Source organism: Rhizobium sp. Root491 (assembly GCF_001427205.1).
Taxonomy (GTDB): domain Bacteria; phylum Pseudomonadota; class Alphaproteobacteria; order Rhizobiales; family Rhizobiaceae; genus Agrobacterium; species Agrobacterium tumefaciens.
The window spans coordinates 257,624-278,569 of record NZ_LMFF01000014.1; the positions used below are offsets into that span (position 1 = coordinate 257,624).

Here is a 20,946-nt window from a genome sequence, read left to right on the forward strand (position 1 = left end):
TTTTCGTATAGTTTAGAATGAATCCAGAGTTCACTTTCGGATATCCTCGGAGGTTTTTCTTGACAGTGGGTGTCCTGTTTTGGTTTAAGAACGAAAACAACGTGTTGCGTCATACAGGCAGTCGATCATGCTGGTTTGCAGCTGCAATTACATCACCGACCACGATATCCGGGACGTCATTAACGAACTCCTCGATGAGGACTGTTGGCAGCTTATCGTTCCGGCAAAAGTGTATCATGCCATGGAAAAACGTGGCCGCTGCTGCGGCTGTTTCCCGACTGTCGTCGACCTGATCATACAGACAACTGAAGAATATCACGCCCGTCGCCACTCGACGGAAGCAGATGTTTTTGATTTTATGTCCCGCTTGAAGCGATTCCATGAAGAGAACAGGAGAGCGGACATTGAAAGGCGACACAAGAGTCATCGAGCGGCTTAACGAAGCCCTTTTTCTAGAACTCGGTGCGGTAAACCAGTATTGGCTTCACTACCGACTTCTGAATGACTGGGGCTACACCAAGCTTGCAAAGAAGGAGCGTGCGGAATCCATCGAAGAGATGCAGCACGCCGACAAGATCATCGATCGTATCATTTTCCTGGAAGGTCATCCCAACCTCCAGACCCTGGCTCCCCTGCGCATCGGTCAGAACGTCAAGGAAGTGCTCGAAGCCGATCTGGCGGGCGAATATGACGCACGGACGTCCTACAAAAAATCGCGCGACATCTGTTCCGAGGCCGGAGACTATGTCTCGATGAAGCTGTTCGAAGCCCTGCTGATCGACGAGGAAGGTCACATCGACTTCCTAGAGACCCAGCTCGAACTGCTCGGCAAGATCGGTGCGGAAAAATACGGCCAACTCAACGCCGATTCCGCCAACGAAGCAGAATAAGCTTTCGCAATCGACCAAAGAAAAGGCGGCCAGTGGCCGCCTTTTTTATTACTTGCCGGCAAGGTGCCGGAATTCCGCAACCACTTTCTCGTAGACCGCGCGCTTGAAGGGCACGATGAGCTCCGGCAGGCTTTCCATCGGCTTCCAGTCCCAGGCGTCGAATTCAGCCGTATGCCCTGTTGGAGGTGGGTCGATCTGGATTTCGCTTTCGTCGCCATCGAAACGGAAGGCAAACCAGCGTTGCGCCTGCCCGCGATACTTGCCTCTCAGGCCGATGCCGATCAGTTCGGGCGGCAGATCATAATGGATCCAGTCGCTCGCTTCCGCCAGCAACGTCACCGTTTTCATCCCCGTCTCTTCGTAAAGTTCGCGAATGGCGGCCGTCAAAGGCCGTTCACCGTCATCGATGCCGCCCTGCGGCATCTGCCACAATTGCGGTGAACCGTCATATTCCGAATTGCCTTCGCTGATGCGCCGGCCGGCCCAGACAAGGCCTTCGGCGTTCAGAACCATAATCCCCGCACAGGGACGGTAAGGCAAATCTTCTGCTTTGATTGTCATTGGAAACCCGCACTGTCTGCGCGCCGAAAAGGCGCTAAGGAATGGCCGTGCAGAAGGTTTACTGCCCCGCCTGCTGCGAAACAAGCGCAGAAACACCAACGATCTCAATACCGCGACCGCCCGCCTCCCGCGACCACTTCGAGATTGCAGCGATGCTTTCGTCAAAAGCCGAGGCAACGCCGATCGCCTGACCGTTACGTCGCGCGATCCGCTCCAATTCGTCCAGCTTGCGCAGGATAGTGGCTTCGGTGACCTCACCGTCAAGCAGAACATCGGCAAAGCCCTGCGGCGCGGAAATGGCTTTGGCAATCCCGCCGCTCAGCGACTGCGCCGAAGAGGCATCGTCCAGAAAAAGCAGCCCGCGCTTGCCGATATCGCGCATGACCGGCTCGAGCGCCGCCTGCTCGGAAAGGAAACGCCCGCCGAGATAATTCATGATGCCAGTATAATTGGTAATTTTCGCCATGGAGCGATGCAGCCGGTCGATATTGACCTTCGCGGGATCGCCCGCCAGCAGCGTGTCCGGGCCGGGATTGGTGCCGGGATACCCGAAGGGCTCCAGCGGTATCTGGAGAAGGATTTCATGCCCCTCACGGCGTGCTTCCTGCATCCAGCGCTGCAGGCTGTTGCCGCTTGCAGCAAAACCGAGCGTCACCTCCGGCGGCAGTTCCCGGATCGCCTTTTGCGAACCCGTCTGGCTGAGGCCGAGACCACCGACCACGATCGCCACCCGGGTGCCGCGTGCGCCGGACCACGGCCGGGCATATTGCTCCATCGGCCGCAAACCATCGGCACCGACGACGGGCAATCTGCCGAATGCGGTTTCTTCCAGCAATGCATCATTCGGCCGCGTGGCCATGCGCGGATCCTGACCGTAGGTCTGGCCGCTCATCAGCACCGGTCCGTCGCTGTCACGGGGGCGAGGAGAATAGACCGATACCACATTGCCATCCGGCATCGTCGCCCGATTTATATTGGCGCCGGAGCGGCCGCTTTCCGGCTTCAGACCAGCCGTATCGTTGGGATCCGCCACATCGGCTGCTGCCGTTTTCGGAGCATCTTCGGGGAGCTGGGGCTGGGTGTCCGGCCCGGAAGCCGTCTTCTGGAGATTGCCGGGAGACAGGGCCGTATAGACGGAAAGCCCGCCGATCGTCAGAACTGCAAGCGCGGACAGAACCATAATGACGGAAAAGCGCCGGTTGATACCGGCGCTTTTTTTCTGTCGACCCAGAAGCGGTTTTCGCAGGTCAGAAGGCAATGAACGATCCGTCCAAACGGTTAGGCAATCGAGAAAATGCGCCGGCTGGCCGGCGCATCCATCTTACTGCTTGTTGACCACAGCCTTGTCCGGGTTCGGCGGGAACGACGGATCGGTCTTGGCACCGCGCAACAGGTCCAGCGCATAATTCAGCTGGATATCGTCCTTGGCTTCCGGCGGAACGTAAGCAGAAGAACCCGAACCTTCGTCCGTTTCGCTCTGGCCCTTTATATGGCCGGTCAGGCTGGATTCACCTTCTGTCGTGACGCGGCCCTGCAATTCCGGCGGCAGCGGCTGTTCGACCTTGATATCAGGCGTAATGCCTGTGCCCTGGATCGATTTGCCAGACGGCGTGTAATAAAGCGCCGTGGTCAGACGCAGCGCGCCGGCCTCGCCGAGCGGGATGATCGTCTGGACCGAACCCTTGCCGAAAGAGCGCGTGCCGACCACAGTCGCGCGACGCAGATCCTGCAGCGCACCGGCGACGATTTCAGACGCCGAAGCAGAGCCACCGTTGATGAGCACGATAACCGGCTTGCCATCGGTCAGATCGCCAGCTGTCGCATTGAAGCGGCGGGTCTCGTCCGGGTTACGGCCACGGGTCGAAACGACTTCGCCACGCTGGAGGAAGGCGTCGGAAACATTGATCGCCTGATCGAGCAGACCACCGGGGTTGAGACGCAGATCGAGCACGTAGCCCTTCAGCTTGTCAGCCGGCACATCCGTCTTGATCTTCTTGATCGCCTTTTCGAGATCGTCATAGGTCTTCTCGGTAAATGAGATGACGCGAAGATAACCGACATCGCCCTCGACACGGGACTTGACCGCGCGTACGGCAATGACATCACGCATGACGGTGAATTCGAGCGGTTTGTCGGCGCCCTGGCGGATGATCGTCAGTTTGATCGGCGTCTTGACCGCGCCGCGCATCTTCTCGACCGCCTGCTCCAGCTTCAGACCGCGAACCGGCGTACCGTCGATTTCCGAAATATAGTCGCCGGCAAGAATGCCTGCGCGCGAAGCCGGCGTGTCGTCCATCGGCGAGATGACTTTGACCAGTTCATTTTCCATGGTCACTTCGATGCCGAGACCGCCGAACTCACCCTTGGTCTGGGTGCGCATGTCGTTGGCGTCCTTGGCATTCATGAAGCTCGAATGCGGATCAAGCGAGCTGAGCATGCCGTTGATGGCATTTTCGACCAGCTTCTCGTCATCCGGCGGCGTCACATATTGCGCACGCACACGTTCGAACACGTCGCCAAAGATTGACAGTTCCTTATAGGTCGAAGGCCCGGCCGCCTGTGCCGGCATGCTCGCCGAATAAATCACACTCATCGCCGTGGCGCCCATAAGCCCACCGATAAGGAGAAGCGAAACCTTACGAATCATTGTGCGCCCTTCCGGTATTTTTTGCGGTCCACCAAGGTTGGGAATCAACCGGCACACCATCTTTCCTGAACTCAATGTAGAGCGTTGGCCGGTCGGTTTCCAGCGCCAATGCTGCTGCACTCGCTACTCTTTTTGCACCCATGGAGGCGATTGGCTCTCCGGAGAACACAAACATTCCCTGTCGTGTCCTCACATTGTCCATTCCCGTCATGACCACATGGTATCCGTCACCCGTATTGAGGATGATCATTCGGCCGTAACTGCGAAAATCTCCAGCAAATACAACAAAGCCGTCTGCGGGTGCCGTCACGATGGCCTCGGGCCCGGTCGCGACGACAATTCCCTTGGAAAAGTGGCCCGTACCATCCGCATCGCCGAACCGGCGCAACACATCTCCAGCCACCGGCAGGTCCAGCTTTGCCTTCAAACTCGCGAAGGGATATGCGGGCGCAATACGGTTTTTATCGGGCATTCCCGCCTCGGCTGCGGCACGCTCCTTCTCACGTTCCGCTTCGGAAAGACGGGCCACGCGCTGCTCTTCCGCACGCGCCCTTTCCATGGCTTCCCGCACCGAACTGATCTCACTTTCAAGCGAACCGACCAGACCCTCGAGGCTGGTCGCCTTGCTTGCAAGCTCCTCGGATCGCTTGCGTTCCGCCTCCAGCGCCGCGGCCGTCTGCGAATTTCTGCGGTCGTTTTCAGCAAGCAGCAGGTCGAGGCGTTTCTCCTCTTCCAGACTTGCCGTCATCATACCCGTAAGATCGTCCTTTTCGCGAGCGATTGCCTGCCTGACGTCGGTCAATTCTTTGAGAGCAGAAACCAGCTTGTCGGTCTCACCGCGAATGCCGGGCACGACGGCGCCGAGAAGAATGGCGCTGCGCACCGAGGCCAGCGCATCATCAGGCGAAACGAGAAGGGCGGGGGGAGGGTTTCTGCCCATACGCTGCAGCGCCGCCAGAACCTCCGCCAGCACACCACGCCTCTCGCGCAGTGATGCCTTGACGCCATCTTCGCGGACCGAAAGCTTGGCCAGACGATCCTCGCCATCGCTGATCTTGGTTTCCAGCGCCTTGCGGCGCGCAGCCGATGCTATCAGCTCGTCGCGGATACGGGCGCTATCCTGATTAAGGGAAGCAATGCTTTCTTCGAGATTTCGGGTCTTGTCTTCCGAAAGTCCGATGCTGTCGACCAGCTCTTCCAAATCCTGGCGGTTCTGATCACGGCGCTTTTCCAGCGTCTGAAGCGCCTCCGGCGACGTATCACCCTCACCAGCAGGCGCGGCACCCGCATCATCGCGCGAAAAGGCGCGTTCAACGGGGGAAATCCCCAGGACAAGGACAGCGAAAACCGCGCCCGCAAGGGCAGCGTGGCGTTTTCGTTGAGACCTCTTGTCCATTTGAACTTTCTTTGATGCCGAAGCAGGAGCGCCGATACTAGGGATTTTGCCCCAATCTTCCAAGAGGCCAGAAACAGGCTGGCTTCAAAGCCTTCACGCCTTTCCGTCTCGCGAAGCTTCATGTTGAAATTGAGACAATTTTCCACATGAAGATCACGCTCAAACGCGATGATAGGGATGACCGGAGAGGATGGTGACGGCGCGGTAAAGCTGTTCGGCGATCAGAATACGAACGATCTGGTGCGGCCATGTGAGCTTGCCGAGATTAAGAACGGCCGCCGCTCTGTCGTAAAGTGCAGGATCTAGGCCGTCGGCGCCACCAATCGCGATCACGAGGTCGCGCTTGCCGCTATCACGCAGATCGCCAAAAAACGAGGCAAAGGCCGGGCTATCCAGCGCCTTGCCGCGCTCGTCCAGCAGCACGAGCACAGTACCATCAGCCAGATGTTTTTCCAGCATCGCCGCTTCTTCGCGCTTGCGCGTCTCCGCGTTCGATGCCCGGCTTTCCGCGACCTCGATCACGCGCGAAAACTCCAACCCGATCGCCGGGCCGGTCTTGGCAAGGCGTTCGATATAACGGGTCGCAAGATCCTTTTCCGGGCCGGATTTCAGCCGTCCCACCGCAAAAATCGAAATCCGCATCGCAAACCTGCATCCATCGTGACCGAACAGGGTCACGCTCTTAACAGCATAGCCTACGGATTCCTATGCGGCCGGCTTGCTTTCCGACCACACACATCGACCCGAAATCAAAATGATATTCGGGAGGCCCGATGTGCGACGTCAAAGGCTCACCGCATCAATGCAGCGTGTCTTCCGGCATTTCCGGCGTCGCCCACATTTTTTCAATGTTGTAGAAGACACGGATTTCCGGACGGAACACATGAACGATGATATCGCCGGTATCGATCAGCACCCAATCTCCGGTCTCCAGACCTTCGACGCGGGCGCTTCCAAACCCTTCATCCTTCATATCCTTGAGAAGATGCTCGCAGATCGCCGAGACATGCCTGTTCGATCGCCCGGAGACCACCACCATGTAGTCCGCAAGCGCCGATTTTCCGGCAATGTCGAGAGATACGATATCTTCAGCCTTGGAGTCCTCGAGGCTCGCGAGGACGGTTTCGAGGGCGTGGTCGGCGGCATCGGCGCCACTGTCCTGACCCTTCGGGATAGCAACAAATGCTCTTCCCTTGGCGTGTACTGTTGTCAGAGGTTTTCCCTTTCCAAGAATGACAAAGCAGGCACTGGCGACGCGAATCTGTGCGTCACCAGATTAAGGTGGCACCAAAGCATTAACTTTTCAAGATATGGAGCCTTCAACGGCTGTCGCATACATCATTTGTGATTATTGCGGAGCGCCGTCGAACTGAGCGTGGAACGCGGACCATGGATAAAGACCCAGGCAGGTGCCTTTTTTTTCCACAAAACTCCCGCATCATCCTCATCGATCCGCGCCTGGCTATAAGCCTGCGCCATGGTGGAGGAGAGGTAGGAGAGGGTGGAACCCGGCCGGTCGATCACCGCAATCGGAAAGGTCTCGGCGATCCTTCGCCATTGTTGCCAGCGATGGAAGCTTTTCAGATTGTCGGCTCCCATGATCCAGATGAAACGGACATGCGGATTTTTTGCTTTCACCTTGGCAAGCGTATTGGCCGTGTAGCTGATCCCCAGCGATTTTTCAAAAGCCGTCACCTTGATGCGGGGATCGCTGACCAGCCTTTCGCAGGCAGCGATACGATCCTCCAGAGACGCCAGTTCCGAGCGGCTTTTCAGCGGATTGCCTGGCGTCACCATCCACCAGAGCTGGTCTAGACCCAGCCTGCGAAGCGCTATTTCGGCAACAAGGGCATGGCCGGCATGCGGCGGATTGAAGGAGCCGCCAAACAGCCCGACGACCATGCCGCGCTCCGCATGCGGCATGGTGAGATAACGTCTGTCGAGGCGTGTTTCGACCAGCAACTATCAGGTCCGCGTCTGACCGGTGCCATGCACGCGGTATTTGAACGACGTGAGCTGCTCGACACCAACCGGGCCGCGTGCATGCATCTTGCCCGTGGCGATGCCGATTTCCGCACCCATGCCAAATTCACCGCCATCGGCAAATTGCGTGGAAGCGTTATGCAGCAGAATGGCCGAATCGAGTTCGTTGAAGAAACGCTCGACCACCGCTGGGTCCTCGGCGATCACCGCCTCCGTGTGGTTGGACGAATAGGTGCTGATGTGCTCGATCGCGCCGGAAATACCGTCCACGACAGCAACCGAAATGATCGCATCGAGATATTCGGTGCGCCAGTCATCTTCCGTTGCGGCTTTCAAGCCCTCGACAACATTCCGCACAGCCTGCGAACCGCGTACTTCACAACCGGCCTCGATCAGGCCCTTGACGAGCGGTTCAAGATGCGTGGCAACAACAGCGGCATCCACCAGCAGTGTTTCCGCCGCGCCGCAAATGCCGGTGCGGCGCATCTTGGCATTCACGACGATGCGTTTCGCCATGTCGAGATCGGCCGATCCGTCGACATAGATATGGCAAATACCTTCCAGATGCGCAAAGACCGGAACCCGCGCCTCAGACTGCACCCGCGCAACCAGGCTTTTGCCGCCACGCGGCACAATCACGTCAACCGCGCCATTCAATCCACCAAGAAGCGCGCCCACGGCAGCGCGGTCGGTGACCGGCACTAGCTGAATAGCGTGCTCGGGAAGACCGGCGATCTTCAGGCCCTCCACAAGGCAGGCATGGATAGCACGCGATGAATGTTGCGAATCCGAGCCGCCGCGCAGGATGACCGCATTGCCCGCCTTGAGGCAGAGCGCGCCGGCATCTGCAGTCACATTCGGGCGGCTTTCGTAAATCACGCCGATGACGCCAAGCGGCGTGCGCACGCGCTCGATCTTCAGACCGTTCGGGCGATCCCAGGCGGCAATAACTTCGCCAACCGGATCAGGCAGCGCGGCAACCGAGCGGATGCCTTCGGCGATGCCGGCGATCAGCGCATCGTCAAGCGTAAGCCTGTCGATGAAGGAAGCGGCAAGGCCGCTATTATCCGCCGCCGCCAGATCTTTCCTGTTGGCGGCAAGGATCGTTTCCCTCGACGCCTCGATGGCGGACGCCATGGCGAGAAGCGCACGGTTTTTCTGATCCGTACCTGCGATGGACAACGGTCGCGAAGCAGCTTTTGCCTGTGCACCGATGGTCATCATCAGTGCATCAATATCATGGCTCTGCTTCACGGCCTGTTCAGGCATGGACCTCATCCTTTTCAGTATTTTTAACTTTCACGGCGGCACCCGTCATCACCAGATCGTCGCGATGGATCATCGCCGCACGCCCGACATAGCCAAGTATCGCCTCGATCTCGTTGGACTTGTGACCGATGATAAGACGCGCCTCTTCCGCATCGTAGCCTGCAAGGCCGCGCGCGACCTCTCGGCCTTCAACGCCGATAATGGCAATCGCATCGCCGCGTCCAAAATTGCCCTTCACCACCCGCACGCCCGCGGGAAGCAGGCTTTTACCGGCATAGAGCGCTTTTTCCGCACCCGCATCCACATGAATCTCACCTGCCGGCTGCAACTGACCGGCAATCCAGGTCTTTCGCGCCGTCACCGGTGTGCCTGATGGCGCAAACCACGAGGAGCGGGCGCCGTTTTCGATGGCCTTCAACGGATTGAGCGTCTTGCCGGAAGCGATGATCATGCCGCAGCCGGCAGCGGTCGCGATCTTGCCGGCATCGATCTTGGTGCGCATGCCGCCGCGTGAAAGCTCGGAAGCCGCACCGCCTGCCATGGCCTCAATCTCGGGCGTAATATCTGCAATCGTCTCAAGGAACTTCGCATCCGGATCAAGATGCGGCGGAGCCGTGTAAAGCCCGTCAATATCAGACAGCAACACCAGAAGATCGGCACCGGTCATGGTGGCCACGCGGGCGGCCAGACGGTCATTGTCGCCGTAGCGGATTTCGGTGGTTGCCACCGTGTCGTTTTCATTGATGATCGGAATAGCACCGATCTTCAGCAGCTGGTTGATGGTGGCGCGCGCATTGAGGTAACGGCGGCGCTCCTCGGTGTCGGACAGCGTCAGCAGAATCTGGCCAGCGACGATCTCATGCCGCGACAGGCTTTCCGACCATGCCCGCGCCAGAGCGATCTGGCCGACGGCCGCCGCTGCCTGGCTTTCCTCCAGCTTTAATGCGCCGGAGGGCAGACCGAGCACCGTGCGGCCTAGCGCGATGGCGCCAGAAGACACCACCTGAACATCTGCGCCGTTTTTCTTCAGCGCAGCGATGTCCTCGCAAATGGCGTCGAGCCAACCTTTCTTGAGCCCGCTTTTCCGGTCCACCAGAAGTGCCGAACCGATCTTGATGACGATCCGGTGGTGGCTACCCAGCGGTTTGCGGGTGAGGCTCATAGGCGATCGTCCTCTTCCTCGGCCTCGCTATCCACAGGCATTGAGCGGTCGGGAAGGGCGGTCTCGCCGCCATTGCTTGCCGAGACGATGATATCGCGAAGGGCGCGCAGCGCCTCCGTCATACCAATGTGGGCAGCGGCAGACAGAAGGAGCGGAGGACGGCCGCAGGCCTTTTCCAGTTCCTTTGCCTTCTTTTTCAGTTCTTTTTCGTCCAGCACATCGATCTGCGAAAGCGCCACGATTTCTGGCTTGTCGGTCAAGCCGCCACCATAGGCATCCAGTTCGGCCTTAACAGTCTTATAGGCCTGCCCGACCTTTTCTTCCTGCGCGGAGACGAGATGCAGAAGCACACGGGTGCGCTCCACGTGGCCGAGGAAACGGTCGCCGATGCCCACACCCTCATGCGCGCCTTCGATCAGGCCGGGAATATCGGCCAGCACGAATTCACGGCCGTCGATGGTCGCGACGCCGAGATTCGGATGCAGGGTCGTGAATGGATAATTGGCGATCTTCGGCCGCGCGCGCGTCACGGTCGCGAGGAATGTCGACTTACCTGCATTCGGCAGACCAACGAGACCGGCGTCAGCGATCAGCTTCAGGCGAAGCCAGAGCGTCTTTTCTTCGCCCGCAAGGCCCGGATTGGCATGGGTCGGCGCCTGATTGGTCGAAGACTTGAAATAGGCGTTGCCGAAACCGCCGTTACCGCCAGCGGCAAGACGAAAACGCTGGCCTTCCTTTGTGAGGTCGACGATCAGCGTCTCGTTGTCTTCCTCGAAAATCTGCGTGCCCACAGGCACTTTCAGAACCACGTCGGAACCCTTGGCGCCGGTGCGGGTCTTACCCATGCCGTGCTGTCCGATCGAGGCCTTGAAATGCTGCTGGAAGCGGAAGTCGATCAGCGTGTTGAGACCGTTGACCACCTCGATCCAGACATCGCCGCCGCGTCCGCCATCGCCGCCATCAGGGCCGCCGAACTCGATGAATTTTTCGCGCCGGAAGGAAACGGCGCCCGCGCCGCCATCACCGGACTTGATATAGATTTTTGCTTCATCGAGAAATTTCATCGGACTGCCGTTCTGTCGGTTTGCGGGCACATCAGCTCAAGGCGTTGTGCCAAACAAAAATATCGTCGTTTCGAATACAAGCGCTTCTCCACAAGGTCAAAGACTATCGTGCGGGAAGCGCCTGCGTGAGACAAGGCCGGTTTGCGGCAACCGGCCTTGTTTTGATTGTCAGCGGTGCTGCGGAACGAAATCCTCAGCCGTGATCGCCGTATCGATATGCGCCACCATCGCAGCACGCGCCGTGGCGTAAATCTGGTGGCAGCCAGTCACCCGGAAGCCCAGTTTTTCCTGCACGCGCAGCGAAGCCGGATTATCCGCAAACACACCGGAGTGGAGAACCACACCGGGCATGCGGCGGAAGAACCGCTCGACCACGGCGGCCACCGCCTCGGTCATGTAACCCTTGCCCCAGTAGAACCGGTTCAGCCAGTAGCCGAGATGCCACTCGCCATGCCGCAATTCGACCGAGACGACGCCGATGAGTGTATCGTCACCGCTTGTGATGGCGAAATCCCAATCGGGCAGGGTGCCTGAAGTGCGCAGGACCAGCCATTCCAGCGCATCCTGTCGATGATACGGCGCGGGAACACGGGCCAGCATCCTGGTCACGGCAAAATCGCCAAGCGATTCCGCAATGCTGCCGGCATCGGAAAGCCGCTGCGGACGCAGCACCAGACGCGACGTCTCGATGACCGGGCAGGGGCCGGGCGGCGCGACCGTCGCAGTTGCCCGGTGACGGGTAAGCTCGATCGTGCTCATCCCATGTCCCCCCAGCTCTTCAGCGAAACCCAGGTCTTGCGGTCCAGCCTGTACCATTCTACCGGTACCATGCCGCCCAGTGCCAGCGAACCGACCATGCCGGAACCCTGGAACTGGAAACCGCACTTCTGGATGACCCGGCGCGAGGGGATGTTGGTGACCCGGCAGCGGGCATCGATCTGGTCGATTTCACGCGTGCGGAAGGCCATGTCGATCAGCGCATGCGTGGCTTCGGTCATGTAGCCCCGGTTCCAGTAGGGTTCCCCCAGCCAGTAACCGATTTCCAGCGTCTTTTCGTCTTCCTGCGGTTCAAGCGCGCAGCAACCCAGAAACTCGCCATTGTCCATGCGGGTAATCGCATAGACGCACTTGCCGATCTCGCCAGCATTGGTGCGTCGCACGAAGTCCGCGGCGTCTTTGGCCGTGTACGGGTGCGGCATACGCGACACCATGGTCGCGATATTGGCATTGTTGGCAAGATGGGCAAGGGCGTCGATGTCTTCTTCGTGAGGCTTGCGTAAAACCAGCCTCTGCGACAGTAAAACGGGGCAATCGCTCCTCGACCGATCGGGCCTCGGCCGCTCTTCGGGTGACCGTGATTGGTCAACCCTCAACAATTCAGCTTGCATGGTTCAGTCCCTCCTGGGGGTTAAAGAAAAAGGGGAGTTGGGTGGTACCCCATCTCCCCTGTTTTCTTGACTGAACCTGATACGTCTCAGCCGGGTCGATGGGACACCGGCTGCATATGACGCTTACCGGCTTATTCTGCGGCTTCCGCTTTCGGGGCCACGGATACGAATACGCGGCCGTTGGCCTTCGTACGGAAGTTCACGTTACCTGCGGTCAGTGCGAAAATCGTGTGGTCCTTGCCGATACCAACGTTGGCGCCCGGATGCCACTGGGTTCCGCGCTGACGCAGAATAATGTTGCCTGGAATGACAGCTTCGCCGCCGAACTTCTTTACGCCAAGGCGCTTGGATTCGGAATCGCGACCGTTACGCGATGAACCGCCAGCTTTTTTGTGTGCCATTGGAGTTCTCCTTTAAACCTTGTTTCCCGTGTCGCGCCGATCAGGCAGCAACGATGTCCGTGATGCGGACGACAGTGTGATGCTGACGATGGCCGCGCGAACGCTTGGAGTTCTGACGACGACGCTTCTTGAAGGCGATGACCTTCTTGCCGCGATTGTGCTCGACAACTTCAGCCTTGACGATGGCACCCTTGACAAAGGGAGCACCGAACTGAGCGTCGGCGCCTTCGCCGATCACGAGAACTTCGGTGAATTCTACGGTTGCGCCTGCCTCTGCTTCCAGCTTTTCGATGGTCAGCACGGCATCGGCCGCTACGCGGTACTGCTTACCGCCGGTCTTGATGACTGCGAACATTTGTTATCCTTTCATGTTCGTTCCGGCTCTGCCCGCCAAAGCAAGCTGGCCGTCTTTTTATCAGTCGGAGTAGCGGAAATCCGTCAGGACTGAATGCCCTTTTGAAAGTCTGCCGGTGAAGCCGCCTTTGAGGGGCGGAATAAACAGAAGGCGCAATACGCCATCAATTTGGGTGCGAATTACGCGAGACATCAGTTTATGTCAAGATGACGGATGTTTGAAAAGTAACTCTAACGCCAAGAATTTCATGCTTTTTTGGCAAGCGAAGCAGTCAGGTCTCGAAATTTGCGCAGCAAGTGTTTATATGGGCCTTCAACAAGGAGCAGAAATGGCCCGCATAGACCAGACCGACGATTGGCGGGACCGCCATGCGCCGACACTTTCCGCCTTCGAGTCGCTTGCGATCGAGGCATATGGCCACCTGCCAGTAGAATTCCGTGCGTTGACCAAGGATCTCGTCATCGAGATCTCGGATTTCCCGACAGACGAAGTGTTCGAGGACATGGCGCTCGAAACACCGTTCGACCTGCTGGGATTGTTCGAGGGGCGCGGTATCTCCGAACGTTTCACCATGGAAACCGGCGAGATGGTGAACCGCATCACGCTTTATCGCCGCCCCATTCTCGACTACTGGGCCGAGAATGAGGAAACGCTGGGCGACATCATCACCCATGTCCTCATCCACGAGATCGGCCATCACTTCGGCCTGTCGGATGACGACATGGAGCGGATCGAGGAAAGCGCCGACGAGGCCGCGGCGGAGCGCTGAGCCTGCCGACAGCCACGCTTCTTATTGCTCGCCGAGCTTCATATCCGGGTGGTATTCCTTGCCCTCGACCACCTTGGTCACGGCCTGGCCGCAATGCATGACACCGCTTGCGGCGTTGAAGGCGTAGCTGGGCGAACCGGCAAGTTCCCACCCCTTGTTCAGAGCTTCGGTGACCCGGTGACAGAACTTCGCGTCATCGGGACCTGTAATGAAACGATAGACCTTCACGTCTTTTGCGCCTTTCGTTGTGTGATGATATCGGCCATGGCAACCAGCCTTTCGGCTTGGCTCACATGCAGCCGTTCGATCATCCGCCCGTTCATGTTGATGACGTTCAATTCCACAGATTCGGGTTTTGCGAAAGCGTCAATAATCGCCCTGGCTTCAGCGACAGCGGCCTCATCGGGGCCGAAGTGACGATTGGCGGGCTCGATCTGGGCCGGGTGGATCAGCATCTTGCCATCGAAGCCCATGGCGTGGCCCTGCTCGCACTCGGTGCCAAAAGCCGCGATATCGCGAAAATCATTCGACACGCTATCGATGACATCAAGCCCATAGGCGCGGGCGGCAAGCACCACCTGCATCATCCATGGCACGAGGTAGGTTCGCCCGGGCACGGAAGGAACCCGTGTCTCCTTGCGCAGATCGTTCAGTCCGAGGACGAAAGCGGCAAGCCGTCCATCCGGCGTATGGGCAGCGTCAGCAATGGACGCTGCGTTCAACACACCGAGCGGCGTCTCGATCATCGCCCAGATTTTCAAGCCCTGGGGCGCATCGGCCTCCGCCAGAAGGTCGGCCACATCGTGAATATCGGCGGGCTGCTCTACCTTCGGTAATAATACCGCATCCGGCCGGCAGGAAAGCACGAGCTTTAAATCCTCCATACCATCCGGCGTTGACAGCGGATTGATACGGATAATGATCTCGCGTCCCGCAAAGGGCGTATCCGAAAACAGCCTGCCCAGATTCTCTCGCGCTTCGCCCTTCACATCGGGTGCAACGGAATCCTCCAGATCGAGAATAACCCCATCGCAATCGAGATCGCGGATTTTTTCGAGCGCCCTGACATTGATGGCCGGAACCGACAGCAGCGAACGGCGCGGTCTCACAGGAATATTTTCGAAAAAATTAGTCATGCCGCACTTGTGTCAAGCTTTTGTGACATCTGCAACACGACAATCCACTGAATCCTCTTGCAAGCCGGAAGAAGAAGGCCCACATTCGTCTGGAAAGAAAGGTTGAATCATGCAAGGCATCCGTTCATTTTTCATTGCCGCATCCGGCATCGCACTTCTGGCTTTGGTGGCTCTTTTTACCGCCTCGCTTACGGTCGCTTTTATCGGCGTGCTCGCCGTTCTCAGCGCTGCCCGTCTGCTTTCGGCGCGTATGAAGCCGGCACCCATTCCGGTCAAGCCCCGCAACCAGCGCGATATGCGCGTCTGGAACGACGGCAAAGGCACGATCATCGATCTCTGAGATCGTTAATCCTGTTAAAATGCGAGAACGCTGCACGCGGCGTACCGAAGAATGCGGGTTTGCGCTTCTAAAGCGATCCGTTTTGCAGTATTTCCCGACAGAAAATATCCGGCGGGCGTCAGTCCACGCCGGATTTTGTGACCAGGGAAACACGGGAAGCGACAGATGGAAAAATTCACCAAGCTGACGGGCGTTGCTGCGCCCATGCCGGTCGTCAATATCGACACCGATATGATCATTCCCAAAGACTATCTGAAGACCATCAAGCGCACGGGTCTTGGCACCGGCCTTTTTGCCGAGTCGCGTTATCTTGAAGATGGCTCGCCCAATCCAGATTTTGTGCTGAACAAGCCCGCTTACCAGAACGCCCAGATCCTCGTCGCGGGTGACAATTTTGGCTGCGGCTCTTCGCGCGAACATGCACCATGGGCGCTTCTCGATTTCGGCATCCGCTGCGTGATCTCCACCAGCTTCGCCGACATCTTTTACAACAACTGTTTCAAGAACGGCATCCTGCCTGTCGTCGTCAGCCCCGAGAATCTCGAAAAGCTGCTGGACGACGCCTCGCGCGGCTCGAACGCCGTTCTGTCCATCGATCTGGAACGTCAGGAAATCAGCGGCCCTGATGGCGGCACGATCACCTTCGAGATCGATGAATTCAAGCGCCATTGCATGCTGAACGGCCTCGACGACATCGGCCTGACACTGGAGCATTCCGGCGCCATCGACACGTTCGAAAAGGCAAATGCCTCGGTCCGCCCCTGGGCCTGACCGCACTTCTATCCTCTTTTAAAAGCCGATCCCGTACAAAACCGTACCGGATCGGCTTTTGCTTTGCTTGAAAAGCCGTTGAGGCGGGGATAAGAAGCCCCCGATCCCGTTCGGCTGGCGACGTGACTTGTGAGGCGGCAGGACGGAAACGAGTTTGACGCCGCGCTCGCCGCAATCGAAAACCCTTCATGATGGTTTCCGGCGCGCCGCCCAAGGAGGGTTCTCATGACAGTCCGCACGCTTTTCCTTCTGCCCGGTGACGGTATCGGCCCCGAGGCCATGGCCGAAGTCCGCAAGCTGATCGACTATATGAACAGCGCGAAAAATGCCGGCTTCACCACGCAGGAAGGTCTGGTCGGCGGCTCCGCTTATGATGCCCATGGCGTGGCGATTTCCGACGCAGATATGGAAAAGGCCCTTGCCGCCGATGCGATCCTGTTTGGCGCCGTTGGCGGCCCGAAGTGGGATGGCGTTCCCTACGAACACCGCCCGGAAGCCGGCCTGCTTCGCCTGCGCAAGGATCTCGAACTTTTCGCCAACCTGCGCCCCGCCATCTGCTACCCGGCACTTGCCGAAGCCTCCTCACTGAAGCCGGAGCTGGTAGAGGGTCTCGATATCCTCATCGTCCGTGAACTGACGGGCGGTGTCTATTTCGGCGAGCCCAAGCAGATCATCGACCTCGGCAACGGCCAGAAGCGCGGTATCGACACGCAGATCTATGACACCTTCGAGATCGAGCGCATCGCCAGCGTCGCTTTCGAACTGGCACGCACGCGCGATAACCGCGTCTGCTCCATGGAGAAGCGCAACGTCATGAAATCTGGCGTTTTGTGGAACCAGGTTGTCACCGAAACCCACGCTGCGAAATACAAGGACGTTCAGCTGGAGCATATGCTGGCCGATGCTGGCGGCATGCAGCTGGTGCGCAAGCCCAAGCAGTTCGACGTGATCGTGACCGACAACCTCTTCGGCGACATGCTTTCCGACGTCGCTGCCATGCTGACGGGCTCGCTCGGCATGCTGCCGTCGGCATCGCTTGGTGCACCGGATGCCAAGACCGGCAAGCGCAAGGCCATGTACGAGCCGGTGCACGGTTCGGCACCTGACATTGCCGGCAAGGGCATCGCCAACCCCATTGCCATGATCGCGTCCTTCGCCATGTGCCTGCGCTATTCGTTCAACATGGTAGATGAGGCAACGAAGCTCGAAACTGCAATTGCGAACGTGCTCGACAAAGGCATCCGCACCGCCGACATCATGTCCGACGGTTCCCGTCAGGTCAGCACCTCCGAAATGGGTGACGCGGTTCTCGCAGAATTCAAGGCGCTTTCGGCGTAACGCTGACAGCAACCGGTTGGGCAGGCGGCACGGTCGCTTGCCCATCTTCCTTTGGCAAAAGATGTTCATATCTTTTGTCAGTCAGCGTCTTCAAAAAGGCGACGATGGCGTCCACACGCTTGTCGTCCAGCGCCGGTGCGGAAGTCAGCTCTGTCATGGCGATATTATCAGGCACTTCCGGCGCATCCCAGGTTTTACCCGTTTCAGGGTTGATCTGCCGGCTGGGTTTCTTGCTTTTGTATTTCACGTAAAACAGCACCACCGTGCGCAGATCCTTAAACACGCCATTGTGCATGTAGGGACCAGTGACAGCGACGTTGCGAAGGGTAGGCACCTTGAACTTGCCGCGCTGAGCCGGATCGCCGGCCACGGCGGGATTTTGTGCCAATCCGAGATCGACCGCATCCGGCTTGGAGCCGTTGGCTGCCCTGACCGACGTGTTGGCCGGAACACCGATGTTGAAATATTTGTGGTTGGTGAAGAGGCCGTCTTCCAAACCCTTGGCGCCACGGATTTCATGGCAGGTATTGCAATTGGTGAACTGCGTCGAGGAGATAAGAACCCGGCCCAGCTCCTCCTGATCGGTCAGCTTTTCTTCGCCGCGCAGGAAACGGTCATACCTGGAATCGAAGGTGGAGAATTCATCGGAACGCTCGAAGCTTGCCAGCGCCTTGGTCATCGCAGCAAAGGCGCCTTCGTCACTCTGGAAAACATCGTTGCCGAACTGTGTGCCGAACGACGCAACATAATCAGGGTTTTCCTTGAGCCGTTTGACGACAGAGGCTTTATCCGGCATGCCCATTTCGATCGGGTTGAGCGGTGGTCCACCCGCCTGGTCTTCCAGCAGGGAGGCACGACCATCCCAGAATTGCCCGCCGACATACTCTCCCGCAGCGTTCCTGCCGAAAGGCGGCGTGAACCGGGCATAGGCTGCAGTCGGCGCATTGCGGTCGCCCAGCGAAATCCCGTCATCGCCGAGAGAGACGTCCCGGCCGACCTTGTCGCTTTCGCGCGCATCGGAAAAACCGGCCGCCTGCATATGGCAGGTGGAACACGCCATCGTTCGGTTCATGGAAAGATTGGCATCATCGAACAGCGCCGCGCCGAGTTTTTCAAGCGTTGCATAATCTTCGCCGCCGTGAGCCTGCATCTGACCAGCACCGATCTCGAGCGGAACCGGTATCATGGCCACGGCAAGGGCGGCAGAAATGAATAGGCGCAGTCTTTTCATTGAAATAGCGTTTCGGAAACTCGGGACGACAGTGGTTATATAGCACTTACCTATCGCACCAGACTACAAACTTTCTCAGCCCGCTCCACTTTGACGCAACCCCGCATCCGGACGCCAAATTGCTTACCCGGCTTTGGCTATCGCGTGGAAGAAAGTGCCTGAAACAAGATCCCGCCTGCCACCGGAAGGGCCGAGCGGACGACCCTGCCCGTCAGCGATCTGAGCGAAAGGCTCATCGTGACCCGGATCGATAACACGCGCATAGTGAAACTCGTGACCGCGCAGAACCTCGCCCGCTTTGCCCAGCGGCCCATCTGCCACGATTGCAGCCTGCCGGTAACCGAGGTTCATCTTGCGCGTGGCGAAACTGGTGGCATGTGACAGAAGCCCGGTCATGGCATGGGTGACGCCATCGGCATCTTCCAGCGCCGCTCCCAAAACCATATAGCCGCCGCACTCGCCATGCACCGGCTTCGTCTCGGCAAAACGGACAATGCCTGCCTTGAACACGGCAGCATCGGCAAGCCTTCCAGCGTAAAGTTCGGGATAACCACCTGGCAGCCAGCAAATGTCGCAGGTCTCATCGGGTGCCTCGTCGGCCAGCGGTGAGAAGGGCACGACCTCTGCCCCCGCTGCATGCCAGTGGTTCTTGAGATGCGGATAAAGAAAGGTGAAAGCCGCGTCGTCTGCAAGCGCGATGCGCTGGCCGGGCGGCGCAATCGCTGCCTCCACCGAGCCGGAGGGCACATCCACAGGCGCAGCGAGCGAAAGCAAGGCATCGAGATCAATGGACCTTTCCATCGCATCCGCCAGCCGTTCTATATGCGCGTCGATTTCCGGATGTTCGCTGGCCTGCACCAGGCCCAGATGCCGTTCCGGCAGGATGAGTGACGGATCACGCAGGACGCATCCTGCGACAGGCAGACCGATTTTTTCGATGGCCTCCGTGCACAGCGTCCGGTGTCTTTCGCTGCCGGCGCGGTTCAGCACCACCGCCGCCATGGTGACAACAGGATCATAGTGGGCAAAACCATAGGCAACAGCAGCGGCTGTCTGCGATTGACCCGACACATCCAGCACCAGCAGCACGGGAATGCCGAACAGCCGGGCCAGATCCGCCGCAGAACCGGTGCGGTTTTCCGCCACGGGGATACCGTCGAACAGGCCCATGGCGCTTTCGATCAAAACGAGGTCAGCACCATCAGCCTGTTGCAACAACAGGTGTCGAAGCAATTCCGGCTGCATGGCCCAGCTGTCGAGATTGAGGCCGGATGTGCCGGTGGCGAAGGCATGGAAGCCGGGGTCGATATAATCCGGCCCCGTCTTGATGCCGCGCACCTTGATGCCGCGCCGGGCAAAGGCCCTGAGCAAGCCGATTGTTACGCTGGTCTTGCCGGATCCAGAGCGCGGTGCGCCGATGATGATCGCCCGTGTGGTCATAAGGTCGGCACCCCAAGTCGGTCGCGCATCGAAATGATCTCGCCAATAACGATCAGCGCCGGCGCCTCGAATTTTTCCCGTTTTGCATCGTCAGCTATGCTTTCCAGTGTGCCGATGAAAATCCGTTCCTGCGCGGTCGTTGCCGACATGATGACGGCGACCGGCGTCTTGCCCGAACGACCGCCCTGCATCAGAAGACCGGCGATCGAGCCTATGTTCTTAAGCCCCATATAAACGACGATGGGTTCCTGTGTCTTCGCCAGTGCCAGCCAATCCAGATCCTCTTCGGTCCCGGCGGCATGGCCGGTGGCAAGCGTGACAGCGCGGCTGATACCGCGCATGGTGGCGGGAATGCGCGCTGAAGCAAGGGCTGCAAGCGACGAGGTCATGCCCGGCAAGATACGAAATGGGATGCCGGCGCGGACAAGCGCCTCCGCCTCTTCGCCGCCACGCCCGAAAATAAACGGATCGCCACCCTTAAGCCGCAACACCTTCTTACCCTGCCGGGCGAGATCAATCAGCGAGGCAGTGATGTCGTCCTGCGTTGCCGACGGCTTGCCGCCGCGCTTGCCGGCAAAGACGATTTCAGCCTGAGGCCCCAGGGAAACGACATCGTCGCTCACCAGCGCGTCGCGCACGATCACATCGGCCTGCGAAAGCGCGAGCGCGACTTCGAGCGTCAGATAACGCACATCGCCCGGACCCGCGCCTGCGAGCCAGACATGCCCGGCCTCAAAGACCGGACCTTTTGCGGCGATGCTGTTCAAAACCTGCGCTATCGACATTCTTCTCGGCTGCTTTTTTA

At 58.8% G+C, this 20,946-nt stretch carries 24 protein-coding genes and 1 pseudogene; 6 read left to right on the forward strand and 19 right to left on the reverse strand.

The features are described from left to right. Nucleotides 1–127: 127 nt before the first annotated feature. Nucleotides 128–439, forward strand: a complete 312-nt coding sequence (locus ASD46_RS26590; RefSeq protein ID WP_013636971.1) for a bacterioferritin-associated ferredoxin — start codon at nucleotides 128–130, stop codon at nucleotides 437–439. Beyond that, nucleotides 405–890: a bacterioferritin gene (gene bfr / locus ASD46_RS16090; protein ID WP_003516472.1), complete on the forward strand. Its 486-nt coding sequence runs from the start codon at nucleotides 405–407 to the stop codon at nucleotides 888–890. The genes ASD46_RS26590 and bfr overlap by 35 nt, the downstream gene beginning before the upstream one ends. Before the next feature lie 48 nt (nucleotides 891–938). Here the strand turns inward: bfr and ASD46_RS16095 are convergent, their stop codons facing one another. From ASD46_RS16095 to rplU, 14 genes and pseudogenes are all read right to left on the reverse strand, one after another. After that, entirely contained in the window at nucleotides 939–1,451 is a 513-nt protein-coding gene (locus tag ASD46_RS16095; protein WP_029658814.1) for an RNA pyrophosphohydrolase, read from the reverse strand. 58 nt (nucleotides 1,452–1,509) lie between these two features. Further along, complete coding sequence (locus ASD46_RS16100; RefSeq protein ID WP_025594653.1) at nucleotides 1,510–2,709, reverse strand: divergent polysaccharide deacetylase family protein; 1,200 nt, start codon at nucleotides 2,707–2,709, stop codon at nucleotides 1,510–1,512. Nucleotides 2,710–2,772: 63 nt separating this feature from the next. Further along, the gene (locus ASD46_RS16105; protein ID WP_003516467.1) at nucleotides 2,773–4,098 is read right to left on the reverse strand and encodes a S41 family peptidase; all 1,326 of its coding nucleotides are present in this window, start codon (nucleotides 4,096–4,098) and stop codon (nucleotides 2,773–2,775) included. Then, entirely contained in the window at nucleotides 4,088–5,494 is a 1,407-nt protein-coding gene (locus ASD46_RS16110) for a murein hydrolase activator EnvC family protein (RefSeq protein WP_035198824.1), read from the reverse strand. Before ASD46_RS16110 ends, ASD46_RS16105 begins: the two co-directional genes overlap by 11 nt. 159 nt (nucleotides 5,495–5,653) lie before the next feature. Further along, nucleotides 5,654–6,136, reverse strand: coding sequence for a 23S rRNA (pseudouridine(1915)-N(3))-methyltransferase RlmH (rlmH, locus tag ASD46_RS16115; protein WP_003516464.1), 483 nt, complete (start codon nucleotides 6,134–6,136; stop codon nucleotides 5,654–5,656). Nucleotides 6,137–6,293: 157 nt separating this feature from the next. Further along, nucleotides 6,294–6,738, reverse strand: a pseudogene (gene rsfS / locus ASD46_RS16120) (ribosome silencing factor). Nucleotides 6,739–6,832: 94 nt separating this feature from the next. Continuing rightward, on the reverse strand, nucleotides 6,833–7,417 hold the full coding sequence (locus tag ASD46_RS16125) for a nicotinate-nucleotide adenylyltransferase (protein ID WP_075807713.1): 585 nt from the start codon (nucleotides 7,415–7,417) through the stop codon (nucleotides 6,833–6,835). Between the two features lie 42 nt (nucleotides 7,418–7,459). After that, entirely contained in the window at nucleotides 7,460–8,746 is a 1,287-nt protein-coding gene (locus ASD46_RS16130; RefSeq protein ID WP_060642524.1) for a glutamate-5-semialdehyde dehydrogenase, read from the reverse strand. Further along, complete coding sequence (gene proB, locus ASD46_RS16135) at nucleotides 8,739–9,908, reverse strand: glutamate 5-kinase (RefSeq protein WP_025594657.1); 1,170 nt, start codon at nucleotides 9,906–9,908, stop codon at nucleotides 8,739–8,741. Before proB ends, ASD46_RS16130 begins: the two co-directional genes overlap by 8 nt. Continuing rightward, nucleotides 9,905–10,972, reverse strand: coding sequence for a GTPase ObgE (obgE, locus tag ASD46_RS16140; RefSeq protein WP_003516456.1), 1,068 nt, complete (start codon nucleotides 10,970–10,972; stop codon nucleotides 9,905–9,907). The genes proB and obgE overlap by 4 nt, the downstream gene beginning before the upstream one ends. 168 nt (nucleotides 10,973–11,140) lie before the next feature. Next, nucleotides 11,141–11,731 (reverse strand): GNAT family N-acetyltransferase, encoded by a 591-nt coding sequence (locus tag ASD46_RS16145; protein ID WP_025594658.1) that lies wholly within the window; start codon nucleotides 11,729–11,731, stop codon nucleotides 11,141–11,143. Further along, on the reverse strand, nucleotides 11,728–12,360 hold the full coding sequence (locus tag ASD46_RS16150; RefSeq protein ID WP_003516453.1) for a GNAT family N-acetyltransferase: 633 nt from the start codon (nucleotides 12,358–12,360) through the stop codon (nucleotides 11,728–11,730). Before ASD46_RS16150 ends, ASD46_RS16145 begins: the two co-directional genes overlap by 4 nt. 131 nt (nucleotides 12,361–12,491) lie before the next feature. Next, nucleotides 12,492–12,761: a 50S ribosomal protein L27 gene (gene rpmA / locus ASD46_RS16155; RefSeq protein ID WP_003492686.1), complete on the reverse strand. Its 270-nt coding sequence runs from the start codon at nucleotides 12,759–12,761 to the stop codon at nucleotides 12,492–12,494. Between the two features lie 40 nt (nucleotides 12,762–12,801). Beyond that, nucleotides 12,802–13,116 (reverse strand): 50S ribosomal protein L21, encoded by a 315-nt coding sequence (rplU, locus tag ASD46_RS16160; RefSeq protein ID WP_003516451.1) that lies wholly within the window; start codon nucleotides 13,114–13,116, stop codon nucleotides 12,802–12,804. 328 nt (nucleotides 13,117–13,444) lie between these two features. On the opposite strand from rplU, the gene ASD46_RS16165 reads away from it, so the two are divergent. Next, nucleotides 13,445–13,885 carry a metallopeptidase family protein gene (locus ASD46_RS16165; RefSeq protein ID WP_025594662.1) on the forward strand — a complete coding sequence of 147 codons (441 nt, stop codon included), beginning with the start codon at nucleotides 13,445–13,447 and terminating at the stop codon, nucleotides 13,883–13,885. Between the two features lie 21 nt (nucleotides 13,886–13,906). Here the strand turns inward: ASD46_RS16165 and ASD46_RS16170 are convergent, their stop codons facing one another. Further along, nucleotides 13,907–14,113 (reverse strand): DUF1737 domain-containing protein, encoded by a 207-nt coding sequence (locus ASD46_RS16170; RefSeq protein WP_003505258.1) that lies wholly within the window; start codon nucleotides 14,111–14,113, stop codon nucleotides 13,907–13,909. Beyond that, nucleotides 14,110–15,021 (reverse strand): HpcH/HpaI aldolase/citrate lyase family protein, encoded by a 912-nt coding sequence (locus ASD46_RS16175; protein WP_025594663.1) that lies wholly within the window; start codon nucleotides 15,019–15,021, stop codon nucleotides 14,110–14,112. The genes ASD46_RS16170 and ASD46_RS16175 overlap by 4 nt, the downstream gene beginning before the upstream one ends. A gap of 109 nt (nucleotides 15,022–15,130) precedes the next feature. Between ASD46_RS16175 and ASD46_RS16180 the strand changes: the two genes are divergently transcribed. From ASD46_RS16180 to leuB, 3 genes are all read left to right on the forward strand, one after another. Then, nucleotides 15,131–15,361, forward strand: coding sequence for a hypothetical protein (locus ASD46_RS16180; protein WP_003516445.1), 231 nt, complete (start codon nucleotides 15,131–15,133; stop codon nucleotides 15,359–15,361). Nucleotides 15,362–15,526: 165 nt separating this feature from the next. Continuing rightward, nucleotides 15,527–16,132, forward strand: a complete 606-nt coding sequence (gene leuD, locus ASD46_RS16185) for a 3-isopropylmalate dehydratase small subunit (RefSeq protein WP_025594665.1) — start codon at nucleotides 15,527–15,529, stop codon at nucleotides 16,130–16,132. 225 nt (nucleotides 16,133–16,357) lie between these two features. Beyond that, nucleotides 16,358–17,470: a 3-isopropylmalate dehydrogenase gene (gene leuB, locus ASD46_RS16190; protein ID WP_003516442.1), complete on the forward strand. Its 1,113-nt coding sequence runs from the start codon at nucleotides 16,358–16,360 to the stop codon at nucleotides 17,468–17,470. On the opposite strand, the gene ASD46_RS16195 is transcribed toward leuB, so the two are convergent. From ASD46_RS16195 to cobA, 3 genes are all read right to left on the reverse strand, one after another. Beyond that, the gene (locus ASD46_RS16195) at nucleotides 17,451–18,701 is read right to left on the reverse strand and encodes a cytochrome-c peroxidase (protein WP_025594667.1); all 1,251 of its coding nucleotides are present in this window, start codon (nucleotides 18,699–18,701) and stop codon (nucleotides 17,451–17,453) included. The two genes, leuB and ASD46_RS16195, sit on opposite strands and share 20 nt — an antisense overlap. Before the next feature lie 123 nt (nucleotides 18,702–18,824). Further along, the gene (locus ASD46_RS16200; RefSeq protein WP_025594668.1) at nucleotides 18,825–20,141 is read right to left on the reverse strand and encodes a cobyrinate a,c-diamide synthase; all 1,317 of its coding nucleotides are present in this window, start codon (nucleotides 20,139–20,141) and stop codon (nucleotides 18,825–18,827) included. Then, nucleotides 20,138–20,926, reverse strand: coding sequence for a uroporphyrinogen-III C-methyltransferase (gene cobA / locus ASD46_RS16205; protein ID WP_025594669.1), 789 nt, complete (start codon nucleotides 20,924–20,926; stop codon nucleotides 20,138–20,140). The genes ASD46_RS16200 and cobA overlap by 4 nt, the downstream gene beginning before the upstream one ends. Nucleotides 20,927–20,946: the final 20 nt, after the last annotated feature.

Bases quoted from the DNA above. Each gene is read 5' to 3' on its own strand.
- ASD46_RS26590 (WP_013636971.1), top strand. From the start codon at position 128: ATGCTGGTTTGCAGCTGCAATTACATCACCGACCACGATATCCGGGAC.
- ASD46_RS16095 (WP_029658814.1), bottom strand. From the start codon at position 1,451: ATGACAATCAAAGCAGAAGATTTGCCTTACCGTCCCTGTGCGGGGATT.
- ASD46_RS16105 (WP_003516467.1), bottom strand. From the start codon at position 4,098: ATGATTCGTAAGGTTTCGCTTCTCCTTATCGGTGGGCTTATGGGCGCC.
- ASD46_RS16110 (WP_035198824.1), bottom strand. From the start codon at position 5,494: ATGGACAAGAGGTCTCAACGAAAACGCCACGCTGCCCTTGCGGGCGCG.
- rlmH (WP_003516464.1), bottom strand. From the start codon at position 6,136: ATGCGGATTTCGATTTTTGCGGTGGGACGGCTGAAATCCGGCCCGGAA.
- ASD46_RS16125 (WP_075807713.1), bottom strand. From the start codon at position 7,417: ATGCCGCATGCGGAGCGCGGCATGGTCGTCGGGCTGTTTGGCGGCTCC.
- ASD46_RS16130 (WP_060642524.1), bottom strand. From the start codon at position 8,746: ATGCCTGAACAGGCCGTGAAGCAGAGCCATGATATTGATGCACTGATG.
- proB (WP_025594657.1), bottom strand. From the start codon at position 9,908: ATGAGCCTCACCCGCAAACCGCTGGGTAGCCACCACCGGATCGTCATC.
- obgE (WP_003516456.1), bottom strand. From the start codon at position 10,972: ATGAAATTTCTCGATGAAGCAAAAATCTATATCAAGTCCGGTGATGGC.
- ASD46_RS16145 (WP_025594658.1), bottom strand. From the start codon at position 11,731: ATGAGCACGATCGAGCTTACCCGTCACCGGGCAACTGCGACGGTCGCG.
- ASD46_RS16150 (WP_003516453.1), bottom strand. From the start codon at position 12,360: ATGCAAGCTGAATTGTTGAGGGTTGACCAATCACGGTCACCCGAAGAG.
- rpmA (WP_003492686.1), bottom strand. From the start codon at position 12,761: ATGGCACACAAAAAAGCTGGCGGTTCATCGCGTAACGGTCGCGATTCC.
- rplU (WP_003516451.1), bottom strand. From the start codon at position 13,116: ATGTTCGCAGTCATCAAGACCGGCGGTAAGCAGTACCGCGTAGCGGCC.
- ASD46_RS16165 (WP_025594662.1), top strand. From the start codon at position 13,445: ATGGCCCGCATAGACCAGACCGACGATTGGCGGGACCGCCATGCGCCG.
- ASD46_RS16175 (WP_025594663.1), bottom strand. From the start codon at position 15,021: ATGACTAATTTTTTCGAAAATATTCCTGTGAGACCGCGCCGTTCGCTG.
- ASD46_RS16180 (WP_003516445.1), top strand. From the start codon at position 15,131: ATGCAAGGCATCCGTTCATTTTTCATTGCCGCATCCGGCATCGCACTT.
- leuD (WP_025594665.1), top strand. From the start codon at position 15,527: ATGGAAAAATTCACCAAGCTGACGGGCGTTGCTGCGCCCATGCCGGTC.
- leuB (WP_003516442.1), top strand. From the start codon at position 16,358: ATGACAGTCCGCACGCTTTTCCTTCTGCCCGGTGACGGTATCGGCCCC.
- ASD46_RS16195 (WP_025594667.1), bottom strand. From the start codon at position 18,701: ATGAAAAGACTGCGCCTATTCATTTCTGCCGCCCTTGCCGTGGCCATG.
- ASD46_RS16200 (WP_025594668.1), bottom strand. From the start codon at position 20,141: ATGACCACACGGGCGATCATCATCGGCGCACCGCGCTCTGGATCCGGC.
- cobA (WP_025594669.1), bottom strand. From the start codon at position 20,926: ATGTCGATAGCGCAGGTTTTGAACAGCATCGCCGCAAAAGGTCCGGTC.